Origin of the sequence: Streptomyces armeniacus (assembly GCF_003355155.1) — a bacterium.
Taxonomy (GTDB): Bacteria; Actinomycetota; Actinomycetes; order Streptomycetales; family Streptomycetaceae; genus Streptomyces; species Streptomyces armeniacus.
This window is the reverse complement of the sequence record NZ_CP031320.1, coordinates 6,960,028-6,979,890: the sequence shown is the minus strand read 5'-3', so window position 1 is coordinate 6,979,890 and position 19,863 is coordinate 6,960,028. Positions and strand designations below refer to the sequence as shown.

The window sequence follows — 19,863 nt, the reverse complement described above, 5'->3', positions numbered from 1 at the left end:
CACTGAGTGCCATCCTCGTCCCTCCGGCGTGTGGCCGGAGTCGATTGTGGGCTGTGTCCCGATCGGTCTTCCTCCTGCAACAAGGTAAATATCGGGGAAGTTGGAGTACGTGATGACCGGAAATGACCAGCCGGGCCGTGCCGACACACTGCGTCCAACGGAAAGCGCGGGGGATCGTGTCAGTACTCTGTCGAAAAGATCCGCACTCCAGGTGTTGACCGCCCGGGAACGCGAGGTGCTCCGGGTATTGGCGGCCGGCGAAAGCAATCGCGTACTCAGCAGGCGGCTGGGGATAGCGGAACGGACCGTGAAGGCGCATCTGACGAACATCACCAGGAAACTCGGCCTCAGGTCCCGAGTCGAGGCCGTGCTGCTCTCCATGGAGTGGAAAGACGAGCTGAGGCCGGACCGCCCCGACAGCGACACCTGGTAGCCGTGACGTCCGGCGCCGCTCCGCGGAGCGAGCCGGAGCGCGCGCCCCCCGCCGGCGACGTGGCCGTACGGCTGCTGTGGCTGCCGGAGCACACCGCCGCCGCGACCGAGGCGGCGGACGTGCTGGACGAGGAGGAGCGGCGGCGGGCCGCCGCCTTCCGGTTCCCGCTCGAGCGCGAGCGCTTCGTCACCGCACATGTGGGACTGCGGCTGTTCCTCGGCGCGCACCTGGGTACCGATCCGCGCGAGGTCGTGTTCGTACGGCAACGGTGCGGGGCTCCCGGGTGCGGCCGTCCGCACGGACGGCCCGCCGTGGCCGGCCGGCCCGACGTGCACTTCTCGCTGTCGCACGCCGCGGACACGGCGCTCTGCGCCCTGTCCGGCTCCCCCGTGGGCGCGGACATCGAGTCCGAGGCGCTGGTACGCGACGGCCTCGAGCGGACCGCGCGGCGACTTCACCCGGAGGAGCAACGCGCCCTGGCCGCCCTGCCGGCAGCCGTACGCCCCTCGGCGACGTGCAGCTGCCTCGTACGGAAGGAGGCGTATCTGAAGGGCATCGGCACCGGCCTGGCCGGCGGCCTCGGGACCCACCACGTGGGTCTCGGCGAACGGTTCGCCCCGACCGCCGCGGCACCGGGCCCCTCCGGCTGGGTGCTGCGGGACGTGCCCGCGCCCGAGGGCTACCAGGCCGCGGTGGCCGTACGGCGGGATGGCGGCGGCCGGGTCAGCGCTGCTGATGGGCACCCTTGACCACCCTGTTCAGCCTGTCCATCCGGGTGGCCAGGCTCATCCGCCCCTCCAGGCGGAAGACCGGCGGGCGCCGTCCGTCCACGTCGTCGAAGTCGAACTCGGCGGCCAGGTCGCCCGTTGCCAGCACCTGGCCGCTCCGCTCCATGATGTCGGGGGTGGCGAGCAGCGCAGCCACCGCCCGTCCCACGTACTCGGGTGAGTGCGCCACGGCGGCGGGGCCGCTGCCCAGCGCCTCCCAGGCGGCGTCCACCCGCTCCGTGCGGACGAAGCCGGGGTGCAGCGAGACCGCCGCGATGTCCCGCTTGCGCAGGTCGGCGGCGAAGCCGCGGCACATGCGGTCGACCGCCGTCTTGAAGACGTCGTAGGCGACCTGGCCGAGGTAGATGTCGCCGTCGGAGAAGCTGATGCCGACGATCAGCCCGCTGCGCTGCGGCAGCATCAGCGGTACGAGCCGCCGCGTCACGTCGTACTGCGCGCGCAGAGACGTCTCGAAGAGGTCGTAGCGCCACATCGGCTGTTTCCAGAAGGGGGCGTCGAACGGGACCTCGTGGGAGCGTTCGTACCCTCCCCAGGCGTTGTTGACCAGCAGGTCGAGATGTCCCTCGGCGGCCTCGATCTGCCGGGCCAGCCCTTCGTTCTGCTCGGGGTCGCCGTGGTCGCATGGCAGCGCGACGCCCTTGCCGCCCAGGCGTGTGACCTCCTCTGCGGTGTCCTCCACGGTGCCGGGCAGGTCCTCGGTGCGCCGGCCGTCCCGGGTGCTGCGGCCGGTGACGTAGACGGTCGCGCCGGCCTCGCCGAGTGCGAGCGCGATGCCCCGACCGACTCCTCTGCTGGCACCGGTGACCACTGCCACCTTCCCGCCGAGTTCCGGGGGTTTCCAGACTCCGTTCACCACCAGTGTCCTTCCGTGGGTTCAGCCGAGGTGCTCGGCGGCGTAGGCGAGGCTGGCCGCGTAGGCGGCCGTGTCGTCGATCGCGGTGAGCCCGTAGCGTTCCCGCAGTTCGGGCAGGGAGGTGGGCAGAACGCCGCCGCTGCACCAGGTGACCTCGCCGACGTCCCGGAGCACGGCCAGATACATACGGGTCATGGGGTCGCGGCCGGTGATCTCCGCCGGGTCGAGTGCGCGGGCGTCCCTGAGCGGTGGCGCGGTGAAGGTGCGGCCCAGGCCGGCCGCGTGCTTGGCCAGCGTGCGGAGGCACGCCTCCACGTCCATCGCCTCGGGTCCGTAGGAGACGTAGAACGTGCCCTGGTCGTCGTCGAGTTCGATGGCCCGCACGATGGCCCTGGCCAGCAGGTCCTGGGCCACGAAGTCCATCCGGATGCCCGGGTAGACGGGTACGAAGGGGGCACGGCCGCGCCGCAGCCAGTCGGACATCTGCTGGACGATCTGGCCCCGCGACGTCCACCCGGTCGTGGCGTGCCCGATGAGGTTGGTGGGCCGGAAGACGAGGTGCGGCAGGCCGCTCTCCTCCAGCAGTACCTCGGCCCGCCGCTTCGACTCGATGTAGTTGCGGCAGATGTTCCCGTCGCTCAGCGTCCCGGCCGCGTCCGGCAGGAGGGCGGCCACGAACTCGGTGCTCACGAAGTGGACGGTGGCGCCCGCCTGTTCGGCGAAGTCGATCACGTGCCGGGTGCCGTCGATGTTGACGGGTCGGTAGCGCTCGGCCGGCAGGCCCCATTCGGTCAGCCCGGCGGAGTGGATCACGACGTCGACGTCGGCCGCCAGGGCACGGTAGTCCTCCCGGTCGAGGCCAAAGCGTTCCCGGGACACGTCGCAGTGCAGCACCGGTTCGGTCGCCTCGGGCACCGGCGCGCTGCGGGCGGCCGGGATGATCCGCAGGCGGCCGGCGTGCTCCTCGCGCAGGATGGCGCGGCCGACGACTCCGGACGCTCCGGTCAGCAGCACTGTACGGGGGCGGCTCATGCCCGTGCGTCCTTCCAGTCCATCAGCCGTGCGGCGGCGCGGACACCCGCGAACAGCGCCGGTTCGGGCGGGAACGAGGCGGGCGGCTTGCGCTGCGGGCCGTCGACGAAGAGCAGCCGCGAGTAGTCGGTCTCCTTGCCGAGCGCCAGATCGCGCAGCACCTTGCCCCCGGTGTGGGTGGCCGCGATGCCGTTGCCGCAGTAGCCGTACCCGTAGAGCACGGAGCCGCCGGCGAGGGTGCCGAAGTGCGGGGCGAAGTCGCGCACCACGTCGGCCACTCCCCCGTACGCGTAGGAGAAGCGCACGTCTCTCCACATGGGGAAGAAGCGCAGGAACTCCTTGCGGATCTCGCGGTAGACGCCTGGCCGGTTCATGTTCCGCTGCCGCTTGTCCCGGCCGAAGTAGTAGGGCACCGGGCCGCCCGCGAACAGGACCCGGTTGTCGCGGGTGAGCCTGGCGCAGGTCAGCAGGGACTTCGCCTCGACCAGTCCCTCCCTGCCCTCCCAGCCGGCCCGCGCGAGCTGCGCGTCAGTGAGCGGCTCGCTGACCATGGCGTACGTCCAGACCGGCACCACCTTGCGGCGGAACGGCGGGAAGGCGTCCATGTGGACGTTGGTGGCGAGGACGACCTTGTCGGCCTTCACCCGTCCCCCGGCGGTGACCACCGTGGGGCGTACGCCCGGTTCCACGCGCAGGCACGGCGAGTCGTCGTAGAGGGTGACGCCCTTCTCCTCGGCCACCCGGGCGATGCCGCGGCTCAGCCTGAACGGGTTGACCAGCGCGCCGCCCGTACGCATGCCGCCCAGCACAGCGGGCGAGTCCACCAGCGCGCGCGTGGCGTCCGCCGACATGACGGCGGCCTGGGCGGCGCCCATCCGCTCGGCGAGGGCGCGGTCCCCCTCCAGCCGCCTGAGCTGCGCCGGGCTGGTGGCGACCATGAGGTAGTCGTTGGCCTCGTACTCCGCGTCGACACGGTTGCGCCGGGTGAACCTGCCGATCTCGAGGATGGAGCGGCCCACCGCCCGCGACGCCTCCAGCGCGCGCTCCGGGCCGAACTGGTCGACCAGCGCCTGGATGTCCTTCCCCACGGTCGGCGTGACGAAGCCGTCGGCGCGGCCGGACGCCCCGTATCCGGAGTGGCGGGCGTCGAGGACGCAGATGTCGAGGGCCGGCTCGGCCTCCTTGAGGAAGTACGCGGTCCACAGCCCGGTGAATCCGCCGCCGACCACGCACACGTCGTAGTCAGCGTTCCCTCGCAGCGGGGGCCGCGGGGTCACCGGCTCGGTGTCGTGCCAGTAGACGACGTGCTTGTACGCGTCCAATGAGCGCTCCTCGGCGGGCCGTTGGTGCCGTTGACGAACCGGGGTCAGGTGGCTTCGAAGGTGATGCGCGACAGTCCCAGATGGCGGTTGTCGAAATGACCGACGGTCGCCCCCAGATAGCGTTCGTAGTCGGCGACGACTCGCTCTCCCGCGCACTGGACGGCGGCATTCCGGCGGTTCCGCAGCCGGCGCAGCCATTCCGCGCACGTACGGCTGTAGTGGTCCGGGTCGTTGCGGAGTGCCACGACGTCGAAGTGTTTCTCGCTGGCCTCGACGACCTCCGAGAGCGCGGGAATCTCCGACTCCGGGAAAATGGTCTCGATGATGAACAGCAGATCGCTCACGGTCTGCCGGTCCATCCGTACGTTGTTGCCCTTGACGTTGGTCTGCAGCGCGAGCCTGCCGCCCCTGGGGAGCCAGCGGCGGCAGCGTGCGAAGAACTCGCGGTAGGCCGCGACCCGTTCCTGCCGGGTGAGGCCGGTCCGTGCGAAGTGCTCGAAGGCGCCGATGGAGATGACCGCGTCGTACGGCTCCCCCGGCTCGTGGTCCGACCAGCTCTCCACCCGCACTTCGGTGCGGGGCAGCTGCCGTGCCCGCAGCAGCTCCGCCTGGCTGTCGCTGAGGGTGAGTCCCACCGCCTGCTCGACTCCGTGCCGCCCGACGAGGCGGGCCAGCAGGCTGCCCCATCCGCAGCCGACGTCGAGGACCCGGCGGGCGCCCGCGCCTCTCGCCTGGCCGATGAGGTAGTCGAGTTTCCGCTGCTGCGCGGTCTCCAGGGATTCGCCCTGCTCGTCCCAGAGCGCGCAGGTGTAGGTGAGGTCCTGGTCCAGCCACAGGGCGTAGAAGTCGTTCGATACGTCGTAGTGGTGCCGGATCGAGGCGGCCGTGGCTCCCGGGTATTCGAGGGTGGTCACGCGGCGGAGTCGTCCGCCGCGGCCTGTTCGGCGAGCTTCACAAGGTCGCCGACCGTCTTTACGGCGGCCGCCTGGCTCTCGTCGAACCTGATGTCGAAGTCGTCCTCGATGCCGTACACGATGTCGGCTATCTGCAGGCTGGAAAGGCCCACCGACTCGAAGGTGGTATCGGCGTCGAGCGTCACCGCCGACGCCTTGCTGCCGAGCTTGTTCGCGATGCGTTCGCAGATGTCTTCAGCGGTAATCAACGGATGCCTTCCAGGAGAACGTGTCCGGTGCCGGGGCGATACACGCGTCAGCTGTTCGCACAGGCCGGCATGCTGGTCGTCGGTGAGCAGTGCGCATAATGCGCGGACAAGGGAATTCCAGGTATTCCGGCAGCCGACGGCGTACGGAGGGCTTTCACGCTAAGCGACCCGACTCGCGGCGGCCATTGCCCTTAAGGGCATTGCCCTTTGGGGCATTGCCCCAAAGGGCAATTCCGTCCGGTCTGTTTCCTGCTGACGGGAGGCGGGCGAGGTGTTTAGCTTGACCTCGCAATGCTGACCGGACGGCCGGCGAGCGCCCGGCTCCCGCCGTCACGGGACTGCCCCGCCACCTCATTCACCTGCATTCCGCTCCCGTCCGCGCCGCGCCCACCGGCTCCCGTGGGCGGCCCGACTCCAAGCAGCGGCACGACTCCAAGCAGTCGCCAACTTCTGGGAGATGACCCATGGACGGCCGAGAACACCGCTGGTTCATGCTCGGAGCGTCGGTGATCCCGCTCCTCGCGGTCTTCGGCGCGATGGCCCTGTTGTGGAACAGGGTCTTCTACTGGTCCGACGTAGTCGTTCTGGTGATCATGTACGTGATCTCCGGCTTCGGCATCTCGGCCGGCTACCACCGGATGCTCACGCACCGTTCCTTCGAGACGTACCGGCCTATCCGCGTCGCCCTGGCGACCGCCGGTGCCATGGCGGGGCAGGGTCCGCCGCTCATCTGGGCCGCGCACCACCGCAAACACCACCGGGTGGCCGACAAGACAGGCGACCCCCACAGCCCCCACCTGGACTTCCCGCCCGGCTTCAAGGGCACCATGTCCGGCCTGTGGCACTCCCACCTGGGCTGGCTGTTCGACGTCAAGCTCACCTCCGAGCCCATGCGCTACTGCCCCGATCTCGTACGGGAGAAGCCGCTGCGCTGGCTCAGCGAGCACCTGGTGCTCGTGGTGGCCGCCGGGATCCTGCTCCCGGGCGTCCTGGCCTGGGCGATCACCGGCGGTTCGCTGTACGCCGCGCTCACCGGCGTGGTCTGGGGCGGGCTCGTACGGATCTTCCTGATCAACCACATGACGTACGCCGTGAACTCGGTCGGCCACTACTTCGGTCGCCGCCGCTTCGAGACCACGGACGAGTCACGCAACGTCGCCTGGCTGTCGCTGCCGTCCTTCGGGGAGGCCTGGCACAACAACCACCACGCCTTCCCCCGTTCCGCGCGGCACGGCATGAAGTGGTACGAGGTCGACCTCAGCGCGATCCTGATCTGGTCCCTGGAGAAGACCCGCCTGGCCTGGAAGGTCATCCGGATCGACAGCGAGCGGCTCACCCTGCGGGAGGCCAACGTCAGCCGCGTGGACGGCGCTTCGCTCGACCGCCGCGAACTGCTCGAGGGCCAGCAGCGGCTGGCCCCGATGGCGGACCGCTCCCGCGATTCCGGCACCTCGCTGGTGGACGTGGAATAGCCGCGCATCCGGCGGACGCGGCAACGGGGAAGCCGGGCGATGACACAAGGGGATCCATGGAGTTCTTCGACACCCTCACCAACGGCGCCGCGCGAGGGGTGCTGCACGCCTGGTCCGGCGACGAGTTCGAGCATCTGCCCTGGCGCGAGGTGGCACGCGACGCCCACGGCATGGCCGCCCGGCTGCGGGAGGCCGGCGTACGGCCCGGCACGCCGGTGGCCTGTGTGCTCACCAACACCCCCGACACCGTACGGGGGCTGCTCGCGGTCTGGCTGGCGGGCGGGACGGCGGCGTCGCTGCCGCTGCCCACCCGCGGCCAGAGCGCGGAGGCGTACGGCGAGCAGCTCGTCGCGCTGTCGGCCCGCCTGGAACCGGTCCTGCTGCTGGTCGACGACGAGCTGGTCACCCTCGTCCCGCGGGAACTGGCCGCGCAGGTGCCCGTACGCGGCTGGGCTTCGCTGCGCGGCGGCGGCTCGCTGGAGCCCTCCCCGCCGGGGCGTGACGAGCCGGCGTTCATCCAGTACTCCTCGGGCAGCACCAGCACGCCCAAAGGGTGCGAGCTGACCACCGGGGCCATCGAGCGGCAGATGGAGATCATCCTGGAGCTGACCGGCGGGCGCCCCGGCGCGGACACGGTCGTCTCCTGGCTTCCCCTCTCGCACGACATGGGCATGTTCGGCTGCCTGCTGTACTCGTGGGTCTACGACTTCGACCTCGTCCTCTCGACGCCCGAGCGGTTCGGCATGGCGCCGCGCACCTGGTTCCGGGACATGTCGGAGTACGAGGCGACGATGACGGCGGGCACCAGCACCGCCGTGCATCTGGCGGCCCGCGCGCAGGGCAACGGCTCGCTGCCGCGGGAGCTGCGGCTGCGCGCCGCCGTGATCGGCGCGGAACGCGTCGACGGGGACACCCTCCGCGCGGCCACGGAGAAGTTCCGGCCCTTCGGGCTGTCCGACACGGCGTTCCAGCCCGCGTACGGGATGGCGGAGGCCGCCCTCGCCGTCACCGGCAAACCGTGGCGGCAGGCGCCCCGCCAGGCGGCGTTCGACCGGCTCGCCTTCGAGGACGGCAAGGTCGTCGAGGTGGCGTCCGACGACCCGAGGGCCACCCGGCTGGTCTCCAACGGGGTCGCCCTGCCGGGGGTTTCGGTACGGGCGGGCGACAGCGGGCAGGTCGCGCAGATCGAGGTCGCCTCCCCGAGCCTGGCCTCCGGCTACCACCGCGACCCGGAGCGTACGGCCGAACGCTTCCGGGACGGCTGGCTGCGGACCGGCGATCTGGGCTTCGTACACGACGGCGAGCTGTATGTGACCGGCCGGCTGGACGACATGCTGTCGGTGGCCGGCCGGAAGGTGTACGCCTCGGAGATCGAGGCGACCGTCGACTCCCTGACGCACATCCGCAAGGGCTGCGCCGCCGTGGTCGACACCGAGAGCTCCGCCGGGGTGCAACTGGTGCTGCTGGCCGAGGCCATGGGCAAGCCCCGGGACTTCCGCACCCTCGCCGAGGCGGCGGCCTCGGCCGTCATGGACCGGGCGGGCGTCGCCCTCGCCGAGTGCCTGTTCCTGCCGCGCGGCACGCTGCCGAAGACGCCGAGCGGAAAGATCCAGCGGTTCCGCTGCCGGTCGCTGCTCCAGGACGAGCAGTTGGAGCCGGTGGCCCGAGTGGCCTTGGCATGAGACACGGGACGCGCCCGGCGCGCGCCCGCACACCGCTCCACCCGAGGTCACCACAGGAAGGACCGGAAACAATGACTGGCTGGCCCTCTGCCGTCGGAATCGCGGGCACCGGCAGCCACTTCCCGCACGAGCCGATCGGTCTGGAGACCTATCTGGCGGCCGGTCTCGAACTGTCCCCCATGGACAACGGCCCGCTGGTGCGCCCCGCGCAGTGGCGTCACCACGTGAAGCCCGGGGACCGGGCCGCGGAACTGATCGAGCGTGCCGCGCTCCCCATGTTCGAGCGGCTCGGCGTGGACCCGGCGGCCGAGGTGGATCTGCTCCTGACCAACGTACTGCTGCCGGACGACCTGTTCACGGGGTGCGGCGCCGACACGGCCGACCGGCTGGGCATCACGCCCGAGACCGTCATCGACCTGCACAACGGCGGGTGCGCGTCCTTCCCGTACATGCTGAAGCTCGCCTCGGGCCTGATGGCGGCGCACGGCGCACGGGGCGCGCTGATCGCGAACGTGCAGAACACGGCGGGGCAGATCTTCGCCCAGCCGGAGAACCGCTTCAAGCCCCACAGCGTGGTGGCGGGCGACGGCTGCGGCGTCGCGTACGTCACGGCCGACGCGCCCTCCCGGCTGCTCGGCGTACGCACCCGCAACACCCCGAGCACGGCACGTGACGTCGGCATGGCGACCGAGGACGGCCGGCACTACTGGGAGAACGGATCGAGCGTCCTGGACGTGCGGTTCGACCCGGTGAAGACGAAGGAGACCCTCGACTTCGGCAACCGCGTCGTGCCCGAGGTGGTACGCGAACTCGCTGCGGAATCCGGCTTCGCCGTCGAGGACATCGACGTGCTCATCACCAACCAGCCGAACCGGATCTTCCTGCGCAACTGGCGCACGGCCCTCGGCATCGCGCCCGAGCGCCATCCGGACACCTATGACCGCTACGGCAACCTCTACGGCGCCGCCGCACCAGTGACGCTGCACGAGGCGCTGACGGACGGCCGGATCAAGCCCGGCGACCTGGTGGTCGCCGCCGGCTTCGCCCACGCGGGGGACTTCGCCGCCGCTGCCGCACTCCGCTTCTGAGCGGGCCGGCCGGGCCTCACTCCCCCGTCCGGCCCCGCGCCGGCCCTCGTCCCGAACCCCCGACCCCGAACAGCGGCGGCGCGCCCGGCGACACCGCACAGCGCGAACGTACGGAGATACAAGAATGCCGACGACAACGACCAGCGAGCAGCACCCCGTACGCGGGCGGCGACGGCCCGCCCTGCGCGGCCTGCTCGCCGGTACGGCACTGGCAACGGCCATGTCCACCATCCCGGTGACAGCCGCCCACGCGACCCCGGCGGACGCGGCTCAAACCCCGTCCGCACGGGCCGCCTCGGCGTGCGGCACCCCGCTGTCGGAGGAGGAACAGCGCACTGTCATCGCGCTGTCCGACACCTCGACGCTCGACGGGGACGACCCGTTGGAGCGGTTCGACGAGGCGGTCGCCAGAAACCGGAAGATCACCGCGATCCTCGTACGCCACCACGACCGGCGCGGGCTGTTCGCCGTCGGGCTCGACGCGATGGAACGCGAGGTCATGCAACCGCTCCTGCACGAGACGGAGTTCGCGGACCCCGACTTCGGACATGCCTTCACGCCCGGACTGCTGCGGCGCTATCTGGAGATCCTGCACGACGAGTTCCTGGGCCGGCCCGTCCCGCCGCACTGGAAGCGGCACTTCGACCTGGCGCACCGCTGCGACAGCTCGCCGGTGCGGACCGCCATGACCGGCTACAACGCCCATCTCACGGTGGACGTCGGGGAGTCGCTGGCGGACGCGCGGGCGGGACTCGGCGACGGCCCGGACTATCTGACGATCACCGGCGCTCTTCTCGAGCGCAACGCCGTCGTCGTGGAGCGTACGAAGCAGGCGTACGGGGTGGACCTCGGCGGCGTCTGGCAGCTGGTCGCCACGACCGGCCCGGCGATGTACGCGATCTCCTTCGTCAACGGCCTCGGACTCCAGATCCCCCTGGCCGGTCCGGTCTTCAAGACCGAGGCAGAAGCCGTGTGGCGCACCACGGACGCCGTGCTCTCGGCGGCCACCGCATAGCGCCGGTTCTCGAAAGGGAGAGTGGAACGTGGGCGAGCGACCGACCACCGCGGAAGCCGAGCAGGCGGCTCAGGCGTCCGAACGGGACCGGCACCGCGTCGTGCTGGACGTCGTACTGGCGGAGACGGCGGCCCTGCTGGGCCAGGAGCCGGGCGAGATCGATCCCTCCCGGCCGTATCTGGACTACGGCTACAACTCCCTGGCCGCGGTCGAACTGACCCAGCAGCTGGGCCGGCTGTACGGCACAGAGCTGCCGTTGACGATGCTCTTCGACCAGCCCACCCCGGAGGCGGTGGCCGCGTACCTGCTCTCCAGGCTCGGGCTGGCCACCGGCGACGCACCGCGGCAGCGCACGGCGGCCCGGGTGTCCGCCGGCACCGCCTCAGCCGACGCCGGTGAGGAGGAACCGATCGCGGTGGTCGGGATGGCGTGCCGGCTTCCGGGCGGGGCGGACTCACCCGAGGAGCTGTGGCGGTTGCTGGCCGAGGGCCGGGACGCGATCTCCGCCTTCCCCACCGACCGGGGCTGGGACCTCGACGGGCTGTACCACCCCGACCCCGACCATCCCGGTACGGCCGCCACGCGGGGCGGTGGATTCCTGCGCGGAGTGGCGGACTTCGACGCCGAGTTCTTCGGGATCAGTCCACGTGAGGCGCTGGCGATGGATCCGCAGCAGCGGCTGCTGCTGGAGGGCGTGTGGCGGGCGTTCGAGGACGCGGGCATCGACCCCGAGTCCAGGCGCGGCACCGACACCGGCGTCTACGCCGGGGTGACCGGAACCGACTACGCGTATCTGGCGCACGCGGACCGCACCCGCCTCCAGGGGTACTGGGGCCTGGGCACACTGGGCGCGGTCGCATCCGGCCGGGTGGCGTATACGTACGGGTTCCAGGGCCCCGCCTTGACCATCGACACCGCCTGCTCCTCCTCCCTGGTCGCCACCCACCTCGCCATCCAATCCCTCCGCAACGGCGAAACCACCCTCGCCATCGCCGCCGGCGTCACCATCATGGCCACCCCCACCGTCTTCATCGAATTCTCCCGCCAACGCGCCCTCTCCCCCGACGGACGCTGCCGCAGCTTCGACACCACCGCCGACGGCACCGGCTTCTCCGACGGCCTCGCCATCCTCCTCCTCGAACGCCTCACCGACGCCCAACACCACGGCCACCACATCCACGCCATCCTCCGCGGCAGCGCCATCAACCAAGACGGCGCCAGCAACGGCCTCACCGCACCCAACGGCCCCGCACAACAACACGCCATCCAACAAGCACTCCACAACGCCCACCTCACCCCCCACGACATCGACGCCATCGAAGCCCACGGCACCGCCACCACCCTCGGCGACCCCATCGAAGCCCAAGCCCTCCACCACACCTACGCCCCCCAACGCCCCACCAACCAACCCCTCCACCTCGGCACCCTCAAATCCAACATCGGCCACACCCAAGCCGCCGCCGGCATCGCCGGCATCATCAAAATGATCACCGCCCTCCACCACAACCACCCCCCCAAACCCCTCCCAATCCCCACACCTGTCCCTTCTACAAATCTGACGCTCACGCAGAAGGCTATGGGATAAGACCTAGACGTGTCCACTAATAAACAAAAAACCATCCCCCGGTTCTACACCCGAGCTCTCGGCCGCAGCGCCAGATGTGAATACGAGACAGGGCGTACGGACGACGCCGCGGGCCACGGGCGGCGGCACGCGCCCGGCCGCACCGGCTCACCGCGCAAGGGCCCGCCCGGGCGGCGGGACCCGCGCCGGCCCGGCACCGGGCCGCGGCGCGCGCGTCCCGAGGAGTCGGCGCTGCGCGCCGCCGCGCGGCGGGACCGCGAACACCAGCCGCACCAGTGGTTCGCCCAGCAGCTGCAGCTCGTGCTGAGCGGCAGGCGGCCGGTGCACTCGCTGCTCGGGCACGTACGGGGCGAGGCGTTCGACCAGTTGACCCGGCTCGCGGCGCACACGCCGCTGCGGCCGCGCGGAACGAACCGCTCCGCCCAGGCGGTGCTCGCCGTCGGCGGGCAGCAGCCCGTGTCCGGGGTGGTCGAGGCGTTCGCCCGGATCACGACGGGCAGCCGCACCCGGGCGATGGCGTTCCGGCTGGAGCTGTGCGCGGACCTGCGCTGGCGCTGCTCCGCGGTCGAGCTGGACGGCGTACGCACCGCCGGCCGCGGATGACCGTACGCGCGCCTGCACGCCCCGTACACGCGCGGGCCCGTCCGGCCTTTCCGGCCGAGCGGGCCCCGTGCACACGCGCGTTCAGCCGCGCGCCGCGGTCACTTCTTCCGGCGGCGGCCCTTCTGCGCCTTCTTGCGGCGCTCCGCCCGCGTCATGCCGTCGGCCTCGGACCGGACGGGACCGCCGTCCGCACCGCCGGTGTCCGGCTCGGCACCGTCGGGGCCCGCGCCCGCCGCGGGCATCTCGCCCTCGACGACGCCGCCCTCGGCGGTCGGCGCGGAGAAGTGCAGCCGGTCGGGCCGCTGCGGGGCGTCCAGGCCCTTCGCGCGGATCGCGGGCGCCACTCCGGCCGGCACCGCGTCCTGCGGCTCCTTCTCCAGGGACGGCTTGCCCTCGGCGGCCTCGTCCTCGACGGGGACCTCCTCGACCTGCTGCTCGACCTGCACCTCCAGGTTGAACAGGTAGCCGACGGACTCCTCCTTGATGCCGTCCATCATGGCCTGGAACATGTCGAAGCCCTCCCGCTGGTACTCGACCAGCGGGTCCTTCTGGGCCATCGCGCGCAGGCCGATGCCCTCCTGGAGGTAGTCCATCTCGTAGAGGTGCTCACGCCACTTGCGGTCGAGCACGGAGAGGACCACGCGGCGCTCGAGCTCGCGCATGATGTCGGAGCCGAGCTCCTCCTCGCGCTTGTCGTACCGCTCGTGGACGTCGTCCTTGATGGCGTCGATGATGAAGTCCGCGGTGATGCCCTCGCGCTCGCCCGCCGCGTCCTCCAGCTCCTCGACGGTGACCGACACCGGGTAGAGCTGCTTGAACGCGCCCCACAGCCGGTCCAGGTCCCACTCCTCGGCGAACCCCTCGACGGTCTCCGCCTGGACGTACGCCTCGATCGTGTCGTCCATGAAGTGCCGCACCTGCTCGTGCAGGTCCTCGCCGGCGAGGACCCGGCGGCGCTCGCCGTAGATGACCTCGCGCTGCCGGTTGAGGACCTCGTCGTACTTCAGGACGTTCTTGCGGATCTCGAAGTTCTGCTGCTCGACCTGGGACTGCGCGGAGGCGATGGCGCGGGTGACCATCTTGTTCTCGATCGGCACGTCGTCCGGCACGTTCGCCATGGACATCACGCGCTCGACCATCTGCGCCTTGAAGAGGCGCATCAGGTCGTCGCCCAGCGAGAGGTAGAACCGGGACTCGCCGGGGTCGCCCTGACGGCCGGAACGGCCGCGCAGCTGGTTGTCGATACGCCGCGACTCGTGCCGCTCGGTGCCCAGCACGTACAGCCCGCCGAGGTCCTTGACCTCGGCGAACTCCGCCTCGACCGCCTTCTCCGCGCGCTCCAGCGCGGCCGGCAGCGCCGCCGCCCACTGCTCGGCGTCCTCCAGCGGGTCCATGCCCTTGGCGCGCAGCTCGGCCTCGGCGATGTCGTCCGGGTTCCCGCCGAGCTTGATGTCCGTACCGCGGCCCGCCATGTTCGTCGCGACCGTGACGGAGCCCTTGCGGCCCGCCTGGGCGACGATCGCCGCCTCACGGTCGTGCTGCTTCGCGTTCAGCACCTCGTGGCGCACGCCGCGCTTGTTGAGCTGCTTCGAGAGGTACTCCGACTTCTCCACGGAGGTGGTGCCGACCAGCACCGGCTGGCCCTTCTCGTACTTCTCCGCGATGTCGTCGACGACGGCGTCGAACTTCGCGACCTCCGTGCGGTAGATCAGGTCGGCCTTGTCGGCGCGGGCGAGCGCGCGGTGCGTCGGGATCGGGACCACGCCGAGCTTGTAGATCTGGTGGAACTCGGCGGCCTCCGTCATGGCCGTACCGGTCATGCCGGAGAGCTTGTCGTAGAGGCGGAAGAAGTTCTGGAGGGTGATCGTGGCGAGCGTCTGGTTCTCGTCCTTGATCTCCACCTCCTCCTTCGCCTCGATCGCCTGGTGCATGCCCTCGTTGTAGCGCCGGCCGGCGAGGATACGGCCGGTGTGCTCGTCGACGATCATGACTTCGCCGTCCAGGACGACGTAGTCCTTGTCCTTCTTGTAGAGCTCCTTGGCCTTGATGGCGTTGTTGAGATAGCCGACCAGCGGGGTGTTCACCGACTCGTAGAGGTTGTCGATGCCGAGCCAGTCCTCGACCTTCCCGACGCCCGCCTCGTGGATGGCGACGGTCCGCTTCTTCTCGTCGATCTCGTAGTCGCCGGTCTCCGGCTTCTGGACGCGCGGGTCGCCCGCCTCGCCCTTCTCCAGCCGCTTCACGAGCTTGGCGAAGTCGCTGTACCACTTCGTCGCCTGGTCCGCCGGGCCGGAGATGATCAGCGGCGTCCGCGCCTCGTCGACGAGGATGGAGTCGACCTCGTCGACGATCGCGTAGTTGTGCCCGCGCTGCACCAGCTCCTCCTGCGACCAGGCCATGTTGTCGCGGAGGTAGTCGAAGCCGAACTCGTTGTTCGTGCCGTACGTGATGTCGCAGGCGTACTGCTCGCGGCGCTGCGTCGGCGCCATGTTCGCCAGGATGCAGCCGACCGACAGGCCCAGGAAGCGGTGCACCCGGCCCATCCACTCGGAGTCGCGCTCCGCGAGGTAGTCGTTCACGGTGATGATGTGCACGCCGTCGCCGGAGATCGCGTTGAGATACGCGGGCAGGGTGCTGACCAGGGTCTTGCCCTCACCGGTCTTCATCTCCGCGACGTAACCGAGGTGCAGCGCCGCGCCGCCCTGCAACTGCACGTCGTAGTGCCGCTGACCCAGCACGCGCTTGGCCGCCTCGCGCACGGTGGCGAAGGCCTCCGGCATCAGGTCGTCCAGGCTCTCGCCGCCCTCGTACCGCTCCCTGTACTCGTCCGTGAGCGCCCTGAGCTCGGCGTCGGAGAGGTCGACGAAATCCTCTTCGATGGAATTCACCTGCCGCGCGATGCGGTCCAGCTTGCGCAGGATTTTGCCCTCACCTGCGCGCATGAGCTTGCCGAAGACGGACACGTAGGGTGACTCCTTGCCGGTCGGGCCTGAGCACGGTCTGGTGCGCGGGCACAGCGGAGTGGTCCCCCGCCGCACCGGCCATCGTAAGACAGGGGCGAGGCCCGCTGTACCCCCAACGTGCCGGAGGTCCCGAAGGTGCCGGGTCCGGCGAGAATGGCGGCATGGAGCCGATCACTCTCAGCACCGGGCGCCTGCTGCTGCGCCCGTTCGACGCGCGGGACACCGAATCCGTGCACGCGGCCTGCCAGGATCCGGAGATCCCGCGCTGGATACCCGTGCCGGACCCGTACACGCGTGACGACGCGGAGGAGTTCGTGCTCAACGCCAGCCCGGCCGGCTGGCGCGACGACACCACGTACAACTTCGGCGTCTTCACCCGCGAAGGCGCCCTCGTCGGCTCCATGGGCCTGGTCCGCATCGCGCACCTGCGCACCGCGGAACGCCAGGCCGAGCTGGGCTTCTGGACCGCCAAGGAGCAGCGCGGCAAGGGCTACACGGTGGAGGCCGGGCGCGCGGTGATCGACTGGGCGTTCGCCGGGCTGGGCGTCGAGCGGCTGGAGTGGATCGCCACCGCGGGCAACCACGCGTCCCGCGCGGTGGCGATCCGGCTCGGCTTCGTCATGGAGGGCGTGCAGCGGGCCCGCATCGTGCACCGGGGCACGCGGCGCGACGCCTGGACCGGGGCGCTGCTGCCGTCGGACTGGGGGCGTACGGGCGGGACGCCGTACCTGGCCGCGCCCTGAGGCGTTGTCAGTGGCGGCACTTAGGGTGTGCGCCATGACTGCGGTGTGCGACACGACGACCGAGCTCTCCCTGTCCGCCGACGAGGCCCGCCGCATCGCGCTGCGCGCGCAGGGCCTGCTCGGCGCCCCGGACCGGCGCGCGGGGGTGCGCGGGCTGCTCCGGCGGCTGGGCGCCGTGCAGCTCGACACCATCTCGGTGCTGGCCCGCTCGCACGAGCTGGTGCCGTACGCACGGCTGGGTGCGGTGGGCCGCGAGACGGTGGAGGCGGCGTACTGGACGGGGGGCCACTCGTTCGAGTATTGGTCGCATGCCGCCTGCATCCTGCCCGTCGAGGAGTGGCCGCACTTCGCCTTCCGGCGGCGGGCGATGCAGGCCCGCGGCCACCGCTGGCACCGGCTGCAGGACCGGGACGCGGCGTGCGCGGCCGTGCGGGACCGGCTCAAGGCGGAGGGACCGCTGACGACGACGGAGCTGGGCGGCGGCAAGAACGGCGGCGAGTGGTTCGACTGGTCCGAGACCAAGATCGCGGTGGAGTGGCTGCTCGACACCGGCGAGGTGGTCTGCACGGAGCGGCGCGGCTGGAAGCGGGTGTACGACCTGGCGGAGCGCGCCATCCCGGACCCGCTGCTGCACGACGACATCGACGACCACGAGTGCATACGGCGCCTGGTCGCACAGGCGGGCACGGCCATGGGCGTCGCCACGGAGGCGGACCTCGCCGACTACCACCGGCTGAAGCGGGACCAAGTGACCGCCGTCGTCGCCGACACGGACCTGGTGCCGGTCGAGGTGGCGGGCTGGGCCCGGCCCGCCTGGGCGGACCCGGCGGCGCTGACCGAGACGCCGCGCGGCAGACACCGTACGACGCTGCTGTCCCCGTTCGACTCGCTGATCTGGGACCGGCCGCGCACGCTGCGGATCTTCGACTTCACGCACCGGCTGGAGGCGTACGTCCCCCGGCCGAAGCGGGTGCACGGGTACTTCGCGATGCCGCTGCTCGCGGGCGGAAAGCTGATGGGCCGCGTCGACCCGGCCCGTGAGGGGCGGACGCTGATCGCGCGGCAGCTGTCGCTGCGTACGCCCAAGGCGGCGGAGCCGATGGCGCGCGCGCTCGTCGAGGCGGCGTCCTGGGCTGGGTGCTCACAGGTGCGGCTGGAGCGGCTGGAGGGCGCGGCGGCGGACGTACGGGGCGCGCTCGAGGCGGAGATCGCGCACGCGCAGCGCGAGGCGGACTGAGGGCGGGCGCGGGGCCGGGGGCCGGTGCGGGGGTCAGCGGATCTCGAGGATCTTCTCCCGCATCGCGTACACCACGGCCTCCATACGGGAGTGCAGCTGGAGCTTCTCCAGGATGTTGCGCACGTGGTTCTTCACCGTGTTCTCACTGATGAAGAGCTCCTTGGCGATGTCGCGGTTGTTCATGCCGGTCGCGACGAGCTTGAGCACCTCCAGCTCCCGGTCGGTGAGCCGGGGCGCCGGCACCAGCTTGCTCTCGTCCGTGCGCTGGATCATGGACTTGAACTCGGTGAGCAGCTTTGCCGCCATCGACGGGCTGATCTGGGACTGGCCGTCGGCCACCGCCCGGATCGCGGTGGACACCTCGTCGGTGGAGATCTCCTTGAGCAGATAGCCCGTGGCGCCCGCCTTGATCGCGTCGTAGAGGTCGGCCTCCTCGTCGCTGATCGTCAGCATGATGATCTTCGCGCTGGGAGCGACCTCCTTGATGGACGTGCAGGCCTCGATGCCGCCGCGCTTCGGCATGCGCACATCCATCAGCACGATGTCGGGCAGCAGGTCCGCGGCCTTGTCCACGGCCTCGGCGCCGTCCCCGGCCTCCCCGATGACCTGGATGTCCTCCTCCTGCGCCAGGACGATCTCCAGGCCGCGCCGGAACAGCGCGTGGTCGTCCACGACAAGCACCCGGATCGGCTCCTCACGCGGCCCGCAGCCGCGCGATCCCTGCACGTCCGGATCCCGGTGTGTGTCGGGCACGGGCATCGCGGGCCCGAAGCTGTCCACCATCGTTCCTCCCCCAGCAGGCTCTGCCGCTCAACCGGACCGTGTGCGCCTCCGGTTGGCGGTGAGGACATAATTCCATGCCCGCGCCCCCGGGCGGGTCCAGGACCCGGCCGGGGGCGCGCTCGCACCGGTCACCCTCCGAGGGCGCCGCCTGCTCCGGGCGGTGCCTCGTCGGCGAAGGGATCCTGCTCGAGATGGATCACGCCGTAGTCGTAGCCGTGCCTCCGGTAGACCACGCTCGGGTTCTTGGTCTCGGAGTCGACGAACAGATAGAAGTCGTGCCCCACCAGCTCCATCTCGTACAGAGCCTGATCGAGCGTCATGGGCGCGGCCGAGTGCGTCTTCTCCCGTACGACGAGGGGCCCTTCACCCTGGACCTCCAGCGAACCCATCTTCGTCGTCACCGGACGCTCGTCGTCCTTCGCGGCGGGCGGTGCCGCGGCCGCGTCGAGTTCTCCGTTGAGTTCGGCTGCCAGGTGAGCGGTCGCCGCTGCCACACTCATCGGTGCGCGGCTGCCGCCACGGTGCACCCGGCGCTTGTCATGCTGCTTTCGCAACCGCGCCTCCAGCTTGCCCGCTGCCAGATCCAGTGCCGCGTAGGGATCGGAGGCCGCGGCCTCCGCACGTACGACCGGGCCGCGAGTGCGCAGGGTGATCTCCACCCTGTCGGAACGGTCGGCCTGCCGGGGGTTGTGCTCCTTGGACACCTCGACGTCCAGGTTGATCACCTTGCCATCGAGCTTCCGGATCTTCTCCAGCTTTTCGGCCACGTGCTTGCGGAACCTGTCCGGCACCTCTGTCTTTCGGCCCTTGACGACGATGTCCACGCAGAACTCCGTTCCCGGAGCGCTCCACGCACGACCGTGTGGAACGCCTCCGTTGTGCACTGACGCCGGGGGTCACAGTGAACCGCTGCTGCCCTCCGGCATAACGTCGGGTTGCGGTTTCACCTCCTTCTCCCCCAGAGGGAAGATCGTCACCCCACTCCGAACGTACCTCCAGTCGGGGACGGTCGGCACCCCCTACTGACACGTACCTCGGTTCGGGGACATATCATCCGCCGCCACCAGCGGCAGCACGCACCTCGCGCCCCTCAGGGCCGGGA

At 70.7% G+C, this 19,863-nt stretch carries 18 protein-coding genes; 10 read left to right on the top strand and 8 right to left on the bottom strand.

Features of this window, described 5'->3' with window-relative positions; translation table 11 throughout:
* Window positions 1-112: 112 nt before the first annotated feature.
* Window positions 113-433 carry a response regulator transcription factor gene (locus DVA86_RS30365; RefSeq protein WP_208883150.1) on the top strand — a complete coding sequence of 107 codons (321 nt, stop codon included), beginning with the start codon at window positions 113-115 and terminating at the stop codon, window positions 431-433.
* A gap of 2 nt (window positions 434-435) precedes the next feature.
* Window positions 436-1,182 (top strand): 4'-phosphopantetheinyl transferase family protein, encoded by a 747-nt coding sequence (locus tag DVA86_RS30360; RefSeq protein ID WP_245997361.1) that lies wholly within the window; start codon window positions 436-438, stop codon window positions 1,180-1,182.
* On the opposite strand, the gene DVA86_RS30355 is transcribed toward DVA86_RS30360, so the two are convergent.
* Genes DVA86_RS30355 through DVA86_RS30335 form a run of 5 tightly spaced genes read right to left on the bottom strand, consistent with a single transcriptional unit; the run spans window position 1,157 to window position 5,590 of the window.
* Window positions 1,157-2,074: an SDR family NAD(P)-dependent oxidoreductase gene (locus tag DVA86_RS30355; protein ID WP_208883148.1), complete on the bottom strand. Its 918-nt coding sequence runs from the start codon at window positions 2,072-2,074 to the stop codon at window positions 1,157-1,159. The genes DVA86_RS30360 and DVA86_RS30355 overlap by 26 nt on opposite strands.
* Window positions 2,075-2,095: 21 nt before the next feature.
* A complete protein-coding gene (locus DVA86_RS30350; protein ID WP_208883146.1) occupies window positions 2,096-3,106 on the bottom strand; it encodes an SDR family oxidoreductase in 1,011 nt (336 codons plus the stop codon).
* Window positions 3,103-4,428 carry an NAD(P)/FAD-dependent oxidoreductase gene (locus DVA86_RS30345; protein WP_208883144.1) on the bottom strand — a complete coding sequence of 442 codons (1,326 nt, stop codon included), beginning with the start codon at window positions 4,426-4,428 and terminating at the stop codon, window positions 3,103-3,105. The genes DVA86_RS30350 and DVA86_RS30345 overlap by 4 nt, the downstream gene beginning before the upstream one ends.
* A 44-nt stretch (window positions 4,429-4,472) precedes the next feature.
* Window positions 4,473-5,342: an SAM-dependent methyltransferase gene (locus DVA86_RS30340; RefSeq protein WP_208883142.1), complete on the bottom strand. Its 870-nt coding sequence runs from the start codon at window positions 5,340-5,342 to the stop codon at window positions 4,473-4,475.
* Window positions 5,339-5,590 carry a phosphopantetheine-binding protein gene (locus DVA86_RS30335; protein ID WP_208883140.1) on the bottom strand — a complete coding sequence of 84 codons (252 nt, stop codon included), beginning with the start codon at window positions 5,588-5,590 and terminating at the stop codon, window positions 5,339-5,341. The genes DVA86_RS30340 and DVA86_RS30335 overlap by 4 nt, the downstream gene beginning before the upstream one ends.
* Before the next feature lie 464 nt (window positions 5,591-6,054).
* Between DVA86_RS30335 and DVA86_RS30330 the strand changes: the two genes are divergently transcribed.
* The 6 genes from DVA86_RS30330 to DVA86_RS30305 all read left to right on the top strand — a co-directional run bounded on the left by DVA86_RS30330 (window position 6,055) and on the right by DVA86_RS30305 (window position 13,035).
* On the top strand, window positions 6,055-7,062 hold the full coding sequence (locus DVA86_RS30330; RefSeq protein WP_208883138.1) for an acyl-CoA desaturase: 1,008 nt from the start codon (window positions 6,055-6,057) through the stop codon (window positions 7,060-7,062).
* 56 nt (window positions 7,063-7,118) lie between these two features.
* A complete protein-coding gene (locus DVA86_RS30325; RefSeq protein ID WP_208883137.1) occupies window positions 7,119-8,744 on the top strand; it encodes an AMP-binding protein in 1,626 nt (541 codons plus the stop codon).
* A 71-nt stretch (window positions 8,745-8,815) separates the two neighbouring features.
* Window positions 8,816-9,832, top strand: coding sequence for a 3-oxoacyl-ACP synthase III family protein (locus DVA86_RS30320; RefSeq protein WP_208883135.1), 1,017 nt, complete (start codon window positions 8,816-8,818; stop codon window positions 9,830-9,832).
* A gap of 124 nt (window positions 9,833-9,956) precedes the next feature.
* A complete protein-coding gene (locus tag DVA86_RS30315) occupies window positions 9,957-10,847 on the top strand; it encodes a DUF5995 family protein (protein ID WP_208883133.1) in 891 nt (296 codons plus the stop codon).
* 28 nt (window positions 10,848-10,875) lie between these two features.
* The gene (locus tag DVA86_RS30310; protein ID WP_208883131.1) at window positions 10,876-12,432 is read left to right on the top strand and encodes a type I polyketide synthase; all 1,557 of its coding nucleotides are present in this window, start codon (window positions 10,876-10,878) and stop codon (window positions 12,430-12,432) included.
* A gap of 9 nt (window positions 12,433-12,441) precedes the next feature.
* Entirely contained in the window at window positions 12,442-13,035 is a 594-nt protein-coding gene (locus DVA86_RS30305; protein WP_245997360.1) for an Rv3235 family protein, read from the top strand.
* 98 nt (window positions 13,036-13,133) lie between these two features.
* Here the strand turns inward: DVA86_RS30305 and secA are convergent, their stop codons facing one another.
* On the bottom strand, window positions 13,134-15,998 hold the full coding sequence (secA, locus tag DVA86_RS30300; RefSeq protein WP_208883129.1) for a preprotein translocase subunit SecA: 2,865 nt from the start codon (window positions 15,996-15,998) through the stop codon (window positions 13,134-13,136).
* Between the two features lie 161 nt (window positions 15,999-16,159).
* Here secA and DVA86_RS30295 point away from each other — a divergent pair, with 161 nt between their 5' ends.
* A complete protein-coding gene (locus tag DVA86_RS30295; protein ID WP_208883127.1) occupies window positions 16,160-16,741 on the top strand; it encodes a GNAT family N-acetyltransferase in 582 nt (193 codons plus the stop codon).
* 34 nt (window positions 16,742-16,775) lie between these two features.
* Complete coding sequence (locus DVA86_RS30290; RefSeq protein ID WP_208883125.1) at window positions 16,776-17,978, top strand: winged helix-turn-helix domain-containing protein; 1,203 nt, start codon at window positions 16,776-16,778, stop codon at window positions 17,976-17,978.
* A gap of 33 nt (window positions 17,979-18,011) precedes the next feature.
* Here DVA86_RS30290 and DVA86_RS30285 read toward each other — a convergent pair whose 3' ends face one another.
* Both DVA86_RS30285 and hpf read right to left on the bottom strand, forming a co-directional pair.
* Window positions 18,012-18,761 (bottom strand): response regulator, encoded by a 750-nt coding sequence (locus tag DVA86_RS30285; protein ID WP_208883123.1) that lies wholly within the window; start codon window positions 18,759-18,761, stop codon window positions 18,012-18,014.
* 128 nt (window positions 18,762-18,889) lie between these two features.
* A complete protein-coding gene (gene hpf, locus DVA86_RS30280) occupies window positions 18,890-19,585 on the bottom strand; it encodes a ribosome hibernation-promoting factor, HPF/YfiA family (protein WP_208883121.1) in 696 nt (231 codons plus the stop codon).
* Window positions 19,586-19,863: the final 278 nt, after the last annotated feature.

Excerpts from the sequence above, each read along its gene's own strand:
- DVA86_RS30365 (WP_208883150.1), top strand. The coding sequence starts at position 113 with ATGACCGGAAATGACCAGCCGGGCCGTGCCGACACACTGCGTCCAACG.
- DVA86_RS30350 (WP_208883146.1), bottom strand. The coding sequence starts at position 3,106 with ATGAGCCGCCCCCGTACAGTGCTGCTGACCGGAGCGTCCGGAGTCGTC.
- DVA86_RS30330 (WP_208883138.1), top strand. The coding sequence starts at position 6,055 with ATGGACGGCCGAGAACACCGCTGGTTCATGCTCGGAGCGTCGGTGATC.
- DVA86_RS30325 (WP_208883137.1), top strand. The coding sequence starts at position 7,119 with ATGGAGTTCTTCGACACCCTCACCAACGGCGCCGCGCGAGGGGTGCTG.
- DVA86_RS30320 (WP_208883135.1), top strand. The coding sequence starts at position 8,816 with ATGACTGGCTGGCCCTCTGCCGTCGGAATCGCGGGCACCGGCAGCCAC.
- DVA86_RS30315 (WP_208883133.1), top strand. The coding sequence starts at position 9,957 with ATGCCGACGACAACGACCAGCGAGCAGCACCCCGTACGCGGGCGGCGA.
- DVA86_RS30295 (WP_208883127.1), top strand. The coding sequence starts at position 16,160 with ATGGAGCCGATCACTCTCAGCACCGGGCGCCTGCTGCTGCGCCCGTTC.
- DVA86_RS30290 (WP_208883125.1), top strand. The coding sequence starts at position 16,776 with ATGACTGCGGTGTGCGACACGACGACCGAGCTCTCCCTGTCCGCCGAC.
- DVA86_RS30285 (WP_208883123.1), bottom strand. The coding sequence starts at position 18,761 with ATGGTGGACAGCTTCGGGCCCGCGATGCCCGTGCCCGACACACACCGG.